Annotated in this window: 7 protein-coding genes and 3 pseudogenes; 3 read left to right on the top strand and 7 right to left on the bottom strand. The window is 60.8% G+C overall.

Annotated features, from left to right (window positions below; genetic code table 11):
- Positions 1–429: 429 nt before the first annotated feature.
- The 6 genes and pseudogenes from F758_RS0142095 to F758_RS0142075 form a co-directional block, all read right to left on the bottom strand.
- Positions 430–2,379, bottom strand: coding sequence for a PAS domain-containing sensor histidine kinase (locus F758_RS0142095; RefSeq protein WP_024513391.1), 1,950 nt, complete (start codon positions 2,377–2,379; stop codon positions 430–432).
- Positions 2,380–3,005: 626 nt separating this feature from the next.
- Positions 3,006–3,095 (bottom strand): annotated as a pseudogene (locus F758_RS50580) (tyrosine-type recombinase/integrase); the annotation flags it as partial.
- Positions 3,096–3,127: 32 nt separating this feature from the next.
- Positions 3,128–3,643, bottom strand: a complete 516-nt coding sequence (locus F758_RS52675) for a DNA-binding protein (protein WP_245286776.1) — start codon at positions 3,641–3,643, stop codon at positions 3,128–3,130.
- Entirely contained in the window at positions 3,559–4,644 is a 1,086-nt protein-coding gene (locus F758_RS52670; RefSeq protein WP_051387208.1) for a recombinase family protein, read from the bottom strand. Before F758_RS52670 ends, F758_RS52675 begins: the two co-directional genes overlap by 85 nt.
- A gap of 133 nt (positions 4,645–4,777) precedes the next feature.
- Positions 4,778–5,248 (bottom strand): annotated as a pseudogene (locus tag F758_RS52665) (recombinase family protein); the annotation flags it as partial.
- Positions 5,229–5,411, bottom strand: coding sequence for a hypothetical protein (locus F758_RS0142075; RefSeq protein WP_024513389.1), 183 nt, complete (start codon positions 5,409–5,411; stop codon positions 5,229–5,231). The pseudogene F758_RS52665 and the gene F758_RS0142075, both read right to left, overlap by 20 nt.
- A gap of 91 nt (positions 5,412–5,502) precedes the next feature.
- Here F758_RS0142075 and F758_RS50575 point away from each other — a divergent pair, with 91 nt between their 5' ends.
- Positions 5,503–5,676, top strand: coding sequence for a hypothetical protein (locus tag F758_RS50575; protein WP_157450534.1), 174 nt, complete (start codon positions 5,503–5,505; stop codon positions 5,674–5,676).
- 41 nt (positions 5,677–5,717) lie between these two features.
- On the opposite strand, the pseudogene F758_RS46070 reads toward F758_RS50575, so the two are convergent.
- Positions 5,718–6,265: pseudogene (locus F758_RS46070) on the bottom strand (tyrosine-type recombinase/integrase); the annotation flags it as partial.
- A 465-nt stretch (positions 6,266–6,730) separates the two neighbouring features.
- Here F758_RS46070 and F758_RS47020 point away from each other — a divergent pair.
- Together F758_RS47020 and F758_RS0142050 are read left to right on the top strand one after the other, a co-directional pair.
- Positions 6,731–7,747, top strand: coding sequence for a class I SAM-dependent methyltransferase (locus F758_RS47020; RefSeq protein WP_084306158.1), 1,017 nt, complete (start codon positions 6,731–6,733; stop codon positions 7,745–7,747).
- Between the two features lie 297 nt (positions 7,748–8,044).
- Positions 8,045–9,037: a hypothetical protein gene (locus F758_RS0142050; protein ID WP_024513387.1), complete on the top strand. Its 993-nt coding sequence runs from the start codon at positions 8,045–8,047 to the stop codon at positions 9,035–9,037.
- The last annotated feature ends 565 nt before the right edge of the window (positions 9,038–9,602 follow it).

Raw genomic sequence — 9,602 nt, 5'->3', positions numbered from 1 at the left:
CGGGCGTCCGGTTGGTCATCCCTGACCACGTCGTAGGGCCTCCCGTGTTGCGTACGCTTTCCTTGTGTACATGCTGTCGCCACTACCCCGGCGCAGCGACTGGGCGGATGTTTCGCCCATTCCTCCAGCCGTGTCAGCCTTCCCCGAAAGGGTCGTCGGGTCGGCCTGCGCATCGTCCTTTTCGAGGCTTGCTCGGCGTTCACTCGCGTTACGGCCTGCACACTCGCGCTGTCACCAATTCGTGACACGCTAATCGAAGGCTTCAGCCACTTCGTTACCCCCATGACTGCTCCGATTGCTTCCGGCTGGAGCGTTTGCCGGGTGGGACTTGCACCCACTGGAAAGCGCCGCCTTCTCACGGCGCACACCCCAAGCTGACGTTCCGCGTGGCAGGCATCACCGACCGTGTCGTCGCTTGGTGCTGCCGCTTCACAGCACCGGCATTGGACGGCCGTTCGCGGCGGACGCGGTCTCGTCCCGCTCGGGCGGCAGGCTGAATTCAAACACGGCCCCGTTGGGCTCGTTCGGAGACGCTCCCAATCGTCCGCCGTGCGCCTCGATAATCGAGCGGCAGATCGCCAAGCCCATGCCCATGCCCTCTGGCTTGGTCGTATAGAAAGCCTCGAACAGGCGGTCCACGCTGTTCGTGTCCAGCCCGACCCCGGTGTCCTGCACCGCTACGCCCACGGCTCCCGATTCATCGAGATAGGACCGGATCGACAGCTCGCGCGGCCGCTCCGTCACCTCGTTCATGGCGTCGATGCCGTTCATTATCAGGTTCAGCAGCACCTGCTGCACCTGTACTCGGTCGCCCACCACGGGCGGAAGTTCGGGCGCTAACTCGGTCCGTAGCAGGATCCCATTCCGGAGCACTTCACCATGGACCACGGCGACCGTATCCTGGATCAGCTCGGTCACATCAACATATTCCCTGATGGTGGCTGTCTTCTTGAGGAGCGCGCGCACCCGCCCGATCACCTCGCCGGCGCGATGCCCGTCGTCGACGATGAGCTCGAACGTCCTGCGCGCATCCTCGAGATGGGGCGGCTGGCGGTCGAGCCAGCGCAGGCCTGCATAGCCGTTGCTCACAATGGCGCTAAGTGGCTGGTTGACCTCGTGGGCAATGGAGGAGGTCAGCGCGTTTATCGTCGTCACGCGCGTGATGTGGGCGAGCTCGGCCTGGGCCTTTTGCAGCGCCTCCTCGGCTCGCTTGCGCTCGGTAATATCAGTGATCGTCACTAGCACGCGATCGAGCTTGGAAGGTCGGGGCGGAAAGGTGATCGCAAGGAGGACTGTCAGTTTGTCTCCTTTCAGTGTTTGAAGAATCGTTTCGGCTGAAAAATGCGGGCGCTCTTCCGCGACGGCGATCAACTCCCCGGCAAACGCTTCCAAAGTTTCGGAAGTGAATACGGCATCTAGCGAGTGGAGGAGCTCATCCTTGCTCAGCGCTTTGAACAGCTCGACCGTTGCATCGTTTACGTCGACAATCTTCGCGCACGAGATCGATTTTCGTACGAACTCCGGATGCGCTGCAAAATACGCGCGGAAGTCTTCAATACCTTGAGCTCTCAGCTCGTCGATGGCCGCTTCGATCTGGGAGAAGTCCTCTTCCCAGATCGACACGCCCGCCATCCGGAAGATGCTCTTGTATCGTCTCTCGCTCTCCCGCAGCGCGTTCTCCGCAAGCTTGCGATCGCTGATGTCATTGTTGGTCTCCAGGATCGCGACCGGAAGGCCACGTGCGTCCTTTTGCAGGGACCACCGACTGGCCACGAATGCCTGCGTGCCGTCCTTCCTCGTGTGGACGAGCTCTCCTTCCCAACGGCCGGTGCGGACCAACTCTCCCATGATCGCTTCGAGCGGCATAGGGAAGATCGTGCGCATGAGTTGGTGAGAGATCCTGCCGATGGCCTCCGCCTTCCTCCACCCGTACAGCTCCTCGGCGCCGCGATTCCAGTAGGTGATGACATCCTTCATGTCGCGCACGAAGATCGTATCGTGGGTGAGGTCGAGGAGTCCCGCCCGCTCGCGCAACACCATCTCTTGTGATCGGCTCTGCACGGCGAGGAAAGTCACAACGCCGATCGCCGCAAGGCTGAGAACGCGGTTCGAAATGGAGATGGTTTGGAAATAGTCGCCGTATGGCGTCAGAAAATGAGCGAGTACCGACAGCGCCATGCAGCCAAAGGATACGAGCCAAATCTCACGCGTTTGAAGAAACCGGGCAGACAGCAGCACAACGCCGACGAACAGCGTGGAGATCACGGAATCGGCGGGAGTGATTGCGTCAAAAATGAAGATCCCAATAGCGATGGCAATGCTAAGGATTAGATAAATACGCGAAGTGACCGCCGTCGGCGAAGTCGCATTGGCGTCCATTCGTTCTGCTCCGGCCACCTGTCAGGTCTCGAAACGGTATAGAAGTGGCCCCGCAATCAGGGTCGGCAGTCTGGCAAGCTGACGCCCGTTTCCGGAACCAAAGCGCAGGCGCTATTCCAACTCCGTCGTTCCCACCTGCGGCGACGGCAGTTTGTCCCGACATTTTCTTTGGCCGCAAGACCGGAAAGCCCTGTCCCATAGAGGAAGAAGAGTAAGGGTTCCTTCCATAGTTCTCCAACCGTGAACGGCGCTCCATCGGGTTGTCACGGCATGGTAGGTTGCCCTCATCATCGGCTGGAGGCCGCAGGTGCCGGTGGCTGAAGAGACCGAGCGCTCCCGCTTGCACAACCAAGGGAGCGCCGCGCATGCAGAAGGACGAACTCCTTCAAAGGGCCGACAAGCCATCGCAGAGATTGAACGGCTTATGAATGAGCTGCGCAGGTCGATGCTTCGGGCACAGCAACCAGACGACCGCCTAAACTATCTCCATTGGCTGCGCATCGAGGATGCGCGCACCAAGCAGTGAAGCGGCCTCCGGTTGCGGCCCCCTTCGTCTCGAATGTCGTCTGTTGGCCCGAAGCTGCTGATGGCCGAGGGGCAGAGCATGTCTGCTCTGCTCCGGTGATTCAGACATCAACTTGTTCGGCAATCGCGAGCGCGTCGTCCACCTCGATGCCTAGATAGCGTACCGTGCTTTCGATCTTGGTGTGGCCGAGCGGTCGCGAGTCATAATGCACCTCGGCTTAACTCATTGAAAGTCAAAGATCTGCTGCGTGGCTTCCGGTGTTAGCGGAGTCTTCTGACGCTTTCCGCGGGCGAAGCCTGCCAGATCCTCAGCTTTGATCACCCAGGGCGCGCCTGCGCAAGCTTGTCGGCCTTTGATGTCGCGGCGGCGGAGCATACGCAAAGCCGTCATGTTGCAGACGCCGATGAGTTTTGCTGCCGCTTCGAGCGTAATCTCGCCGCGCTCCGCCCACTCGCCGTCGCGGAAGATGGCGATATCGTGGTGATTGCGGAAGCCGCGCACGCGCTCTTGCGTCCAGGCATTGCCGTGCCCGGTCTCGACGTCGATGCGATTGAGCAGGCGCGCGATCTGCCAATCGGGCATCAGCCGCGCCAGCTCACGCACGAGCGCGATCGTGTCGTCAGGGATGCGTGGATTGTGCCGGTCGGCCGCATTCAGTCGTTGTTTGACCTGCAGTTGGTTATGGTCGCCGCCTTGCCAGTGCAGGACCGCATGGATGATTGCGCCATCCTTGCGCACGACGATCTCCGTGAGTGCTGAAGGATACGCTTGCGCGTTGCGGCTGTTGCAGCGGGATGCGACCAGGCGCGCTCCAGATCAGCACCGAGCGCCATCAACTGCTGGCGCTCCAGCCCGCCGAGCGGCGGCGGACGACGTGCAATCAGGGCGGCGATCTCTCCTTCGACCTTTGCGACAGCCTGCAATGCCTCGTTCCAGCGGCCCTCCAACTCGCCGGCGACCAGCCGGTTGGTCGGGTCGACGGCGTCGTACTGTCGGCGCGCATGCGCGGCTTCATAGCGCGCCTGCTGCAGCGACAGCTCCAGCTGGCGCTCGGCCGCGGTCCTCGCGCTCGACTGCGCCTCGATCGCTTTGAGCGATTTCCATTCCCCCAACCTGATCTGGCTGGAGAAGCGCGCTGGAATCGCCCGGGTCGGCCTGATCGCTGCCTCGATGCCGAGCGGCTTCAGGACACGCAGGACTTGGTTGCTGATCACCGCATCGATGCTCAAGCCGCTGATCGAAATGCAGCGCGCGGCGCCGTGGTTCGTACGCGCGCCGTAGCAATTGTAGCGACCGAGCTTGCCGCTGTAGTGCACATGGAGCTTGCGGCCGCAGTGACCGCACCGCAGCAGTCCAGGCAGCAGCAGCTCGCCTTCACGGGCTGCTCCGCGAGCGAGAGCGCTGCTCATGCGGGTCGCATTGTTGGCGATCACCTCGAGATTGCGCTCGAACTCCTCCCAGGTGATGTAGGCCGCGTGGTGATCCTTGATCAGGACGTCCCAGTGGGCCATCGGCTTTTGCACACCACGCCGGATATGCTTGCGTCCACCTTCGACACTCACGCGGCTCGTCGTGCGCCCGAACGCGTACGCACCTGCATAGATCGGATCGGTCAGGATGTTGTGCACGATGTTGTAGGCTGGCAGTCGCCACACGACCCCGTGCGCCTCTCCTTGGCGCGACTTGACGGGCAGCTCGATGCCTTCCTCCCTCAGCCAGATATCGCACCTGTCGTGCACTTTGCAGCTCGGCGAACTTGGTGAACACTAGCTGCAGGGCATCCTGCACGCGTTTGTCCGGATTCTTCTCTATGCGATCGCGGCTCGTCTTCACATAGCCGGCGGCGACACCGAGGACCAACGCGCCGCGGCGCGCCTTCTGCTTCAGCGCTTCTTGCGAGCGCTGGCGGAACATCGAGAGTTCAAGCTCGCTCATCGTGCCCTTCATGCCCAGCAGCAGCCGATCGTTGGGATGGCGAGGATCGTAGATTCCGTCCTCGTCGACGATGAGCGTGCCGACCAATCCACAGAACTCGATGAGCGTATGCCAGTCGCGGCCGTTTCGGGTAAGACGCGACGCCTCGATCGCGAACACAGCGCCGACACGGCCCTCGCAGATCATTGCGAGCAGCCGCTCGAAGCCGGGACGCACGAGGCCGCCGCCCGAGCGGCCGAGGTCGTCATCGATGACATCGACGTTACCCCAGCCAAGCTGCTTGGCGCGATCGACGAGGCCATATTGGCGCGGCCGGCTCTCGTGATTGTGTGCGAGCTGGTCTGCTGTCGATTGCCGGATGTAAACGCAGGCACTGCGGCCGAGATGTTCAGTCGTGATCTTGGTCATCGCCGCTCGCCCCACTTGCCGCCTTTGCCAGCGCCGCCGCGATCTCGCGCAGCAGCACCTCGATGACCGTCGCGAGCTCGCCCTTTTGACTTGTATGCAGCTCGACGCACGGTCGCTCGGCTTCGAACAGGTTTGGCTGGAGATTCTCGGATTGGTGCGTCATTCCCTGGTCGCTCCGTTTTTGATTCGGACGCGAGAAAGCCTAGAAGCGCATCGACCTCGTTGCGTAGGGAGCGAAGAATATCGAGAGGAAAATGCGGCTCGTTGCCGATCTCGAATCGGGACGCAGCCGGGTCAGTCATCCACGCCGGAAGGCACGCGAACGTACCGTCAAGTTGGTGCACGACAAGAAACGCGGCGCCGCCTCGCTCGAGCTGCCGCCTGACGCGTACGCTCTCGCCGAAGCGAGGATGAAAATCGGTAGGTGATGCGCGCTTCAGCCTATTGTTCGCAGGTAGTATGTCGCCGTTCCGAGCAAGAGCTGCACTGCTCGTAGATTCCCGGTGCGCCGGTAGATCAGCGTCGCCTTGGTCCGGCGCAGGGAGTGGGTGCCATACACCCTCGGGTCAAGCCCAATGCTGCTATCCAGACGGCGAGCAGGCGAGCATATTGGCGGGTGCTCATCGGCCGATCGCACCCACGGCGCCCAGTGAACAAATGCTCACCTGGCCTCTTGCCGACCTCCTTCAAGAAATCGTCGACAGCTTGCCGAGTTTGATCCGTCAGCTCGAACTTGACCGGCCTCCCCGTTTTCTTCTGCCGGACGGTCGCACGGTCGGCCGCATAGCCATTCGGAGCGACATCTTCGACCCTCAAGGCGACGATGTCGCAACCACGCAACTTGCTGTCGATCGCAAGATTGAAAAGGGCAAGGTCGCGGGTCCGTCTTTCGATCAGGAGCCGCGTGCGGATCGACCAGACTTGGTTTGGCCGCAGCGGAGGTTTGGCTCCGATCAGCTTTCCCTTCTTCCAGGGTGTCCGGCGAGCTTTCCTGGAGAGGCTGTCCTCATCAGGCATGATCATTCTCCTCGGTTTGCAAGAGTACCGAGCATGCGCGATGAGGCGCAGATCGTGTCCGCATTCAGAGGCTTGCGGCCATAGGGGGGCTCGGCGGGCGCTTCAGGTCCGCAGCGAATGACCCTGACCAGACTCCGAGCATGTGCGCAACAACGTCAGCCAACCGGTTGCTCGGCTCATCTAGATACGGTGGCCTTTCTGCAATCTTCCGCTTATGTCGCGCTTATGAATCGCAACGGCAATTCGTCTCGATTTCCTATCAACCCCGGCACATGATCCAGGCAACGGCTGTTACTGACCCCAGGTAGCCGTGGCGGTGAGACCTGAATATCTTCCAACCGGAACTACCCTGACCCGATTTGCGATGAAGGCTATCGTCGTACGTTGTCAATCGGCGAGTAACTCCGGGTGACTAGCGCATTGCCAGTCTGCGGGAACCGCGTGCGAACGAAGAGGCCACTTCGTATGGTTGATCAGGATTCAATCCCTTCACGGAAATGGGCATCAGGTGTGACCGGTTCGCACAGAAACAGGCATTCTGTCCTGGCAATCGATGATAATTCGCCAGATGTCGTCGCCGACATCTACAATCAGGCTGGTGACGATTATGTCTCTTACGCCGATGGTGATCCTTCGCAGCCATTTGCCTTTGACGGAATGCATGCATATGCGGATCGGCGCGTCTGGGCCGTATTGGAAACAAAGCTGGCTGACCTGCGGGCTTCCGGGGCAAGCTCGGTCAGGCTCCTCGATGGGGGTTGCGGGCCCGGTACATGGCTACGGCGACTGGTCATACGTGCACACGCGCTCGGGTTCAGCAGCATTGCCGCGCGCGGATTTGACATTGCACAGACACAGATCCAGCGGGCCCGCTTGGCGGCTGGAAATCTTTCCAGCCTTCCAGGAGTGAACGTCACATTCGACGTCGCAGACCTTACGGACCGCTTGTCGGAGCCCGATTCCTCCGTGGATATCACCATTTGCCTGTACAGCGCCCTCAGCCACCTGCCCGTTGATAAGCTGACGGATATCTCAAGAGAGATCGCGCGTGTCACATCGGGATATTTCATAACGACCGTGCGTCCGATCGGCAGCACTCCAACGGCTTTTGTGGAATCGCTGGAGAACGTCCGCCGCTTGAAACATGATCACGTCAAGGACCGGTGCGAGATCGACCTTAGCGACGGTCGGCATGTGGCATTCGGCTTTCACCTGTTTACAGCAGACGAATTGCGAAACCATTTCGCTCGGAATTTCGACATCGAAGATTTGCGAGGTCTCGACCTGTTCCATGGTCGATTCATGCCAGATGCCCGGTGGAACCCGCTGTCGCAAGCGGGCGACAGTCAAATTGCCGATGAGCTCGAACGGCTCGAGAGAGCGTATGCCACGAGCACCGAGTTCATGGACCGCGCCACACATCTCCTGCTCGTGGCGCGCAGCCGGCAAGCCGTCGCGCGTGAATTGCTGGACAAGGCCTAGACCCCCGGCTCGGCCCCACCTCAAGTTGCGATTCGCCGTCGATCTCGTCGCGCTTCTGCGATATCGTGCCGACAACCTCGTAACCGAGCGTCTTCACCAGACGATCTAACTCCGCAAGGCTCGCGGCATGCGCGTCGTTATCGACGCCCGCTCTAGCAGTTTTGCCGCTTCGACCAGCGTTGATGGGTAAGTCCAACGCTCCGTCGCATCTTGGCTGACTTGTATTTCTGCGTGAGACGTCGGATAGTGGACGCCGCTCAACGGTGGAGTAGTAGTATTCGACATTAGGAGGGCGCGATGGTTCGCACTGTTTGGCGGACAGCAATACTCGGCTTTCTGCTCCTGTTCGCGACATGTTCGGAAGGCTCGGCGGCCTACGTCGGAGACCGCTTCTTCCCCTCGACTTTGGCGACCACTGTTCCCACTCCGGCCGACTTCTACAATCCGCCCAACTTTGTGCGGCTGCCTGACACCGCCACCACGCCCACGACGCATGAAATCGACATCCCCACCACCTATGAGAGACTTGTTACCAGGGATCTAGGCGTATTCTTCACCGAGACGTTTCGCATCGTGAGCGATGTGAATAGGGGCACGCGTACGGGCTTCGACAATCTCGTGATCGGCGCCCAGTATCAGCTCTATACCAACCCCGAGCACCAGTTCGTCGTCTCGGTGGGCGGCACCGCGGCGATCGGCGGCACCGGATCGTCCCTGGCTGCGCCCTTCTCCACGCTGACGCCGACCATCTTTATCGGCAAAGGCTTCGGCGATTTGCCGGATTCGGTGGCGTGGTTACGGCCGCTCACGATCACCGGCACGGCCGCTGTCGCGGTGCCAACCGAGTCATCCACCTCGGCTTCATTAGGCACGATCGATAGCCGACGCGCAGACGCAGGCGCTTTCACAAGCTTGACGCCGGTGTTCACCGGCGCGACTACCCTCTCCGAGACGATCTACCCGAAGATCCTGCAGTTGGGCTTTGCCCTGGAATACAGTCTGGTCAGCAACGAATATACCGGCCCCAACCGGACCGGGACCCGCTACCCGGAGGGATGGGTTCCCCTGGTTGAATTCACAACGCAGACGCCACTCAACGGGCCGCTCGCGGGGCGGACCACCGGCACGGTCAATCCGGGCGTGATCTGGGTGAGCCGCTATCTCCAAGTCGCGGCAGAGGCGATCATCCCGATCGATGCGCATTCCGGCCGCGACGTCGGTGCGCGCATACAGGCCCATCTATATCTCCCCGCGATCTTTCCCGATTTAAAGCCGATGTTTGGCAACTGACTGCGCGCGGCGTGAAGCTATGCCGATGAGCGGCGGGTGGCGATACGATCATTCGCCATATCGATAATCTATCGGCGCTTCAAAAAGTTGACACGTTTGCATCAAGTTGCGCCACTGAAGTTGAGCTGGAGCGCGATCGCTGGACGTAACGAAGCCCTTTGTCCGGCAGAGCGGGTTTCCACTCTTCCTGACTGGTCTGACCCGGCGCCGAGTGCGCTACCATACATACAAAAACTAACAAACACGAGGCCGGTGGCGCCTAACGGCGATCCGTTCTGCAAAGCTGCGCATTGAGTAGGTCTGGATTTGTCGAGTCGCCCGGAGGAATTTCACCTCCGGGCGCTCCCAGAACCGTGCATGACCCTCTCGAGTCACACGGCTCCCGATGTTCAGCCGTTGCCATGACATAGTGCCCAATGGGCGAAGAGCGTGGGTTTGGCACGGCGTAGCCGGTCAAACCAATCTCTGGCGCCTTTGGTCTGGTGACGCAGTCGCTTGAACTTGCGACGCGCCCACCGGATGACATAGGCATCGATCCGCTTCAGGGTCGGACGCAATTGCGTCT

The sequence above is a fragment of the Bradyrhizobium sp. ARR65 genome, assembly GCF_000472385.1.
In the GTDB taxonomy this organism is placed as follows: Bacteria; Pseudomonadota; Alphaproteobacteria; order Rhizobiales; family Xanthobacteraceae; genus Bradyrhizobium.
The sequence above is the reverse complement of the archived record's forward strand: the minus strand, read 5'-3'. Positions and strand labels throughout refer to the sequence as shown.

Bases quoted from the DNA above. Each gene is read 5' to 3' on its own strand.
- F758_RS47020 (WP_084306158.1), top strand. From the start codon at position 6,731: ATGGTTGATCAGGATTCAATCCCTTCACGGAAATGGGCATCAGGTGTG.
- F758_RS50575 (WP_157450534.1), top strand. From the start codon at position 5,503: ATGCGGCTCGTTGCCGATCTCGAATCGGGACGCAGCCGGGTCAGTCAT.
- F758_RS0142095 (WP_024513391.1), bottom strand. From the start codon at position 2,379: ATGGACGCCAATGCGACTTCGCCGACGGCGGTCACTTCGCGTATTTAT.
- F758_RS0142075 (WP_024513389.1), bottom strand. From the start codon at position 5,411: ATGACGCACCAATCCGAGAATCTCCAGCCAAACCTGTTCGAAGCCGAG.
- F758_RS0142050 (WP_024513387.1), top strand. From the start codon at position 8,045: ATGGTTCGCACTGTTTGGCGGACAGCAATACTCGGCTTTCTGCTCCTG.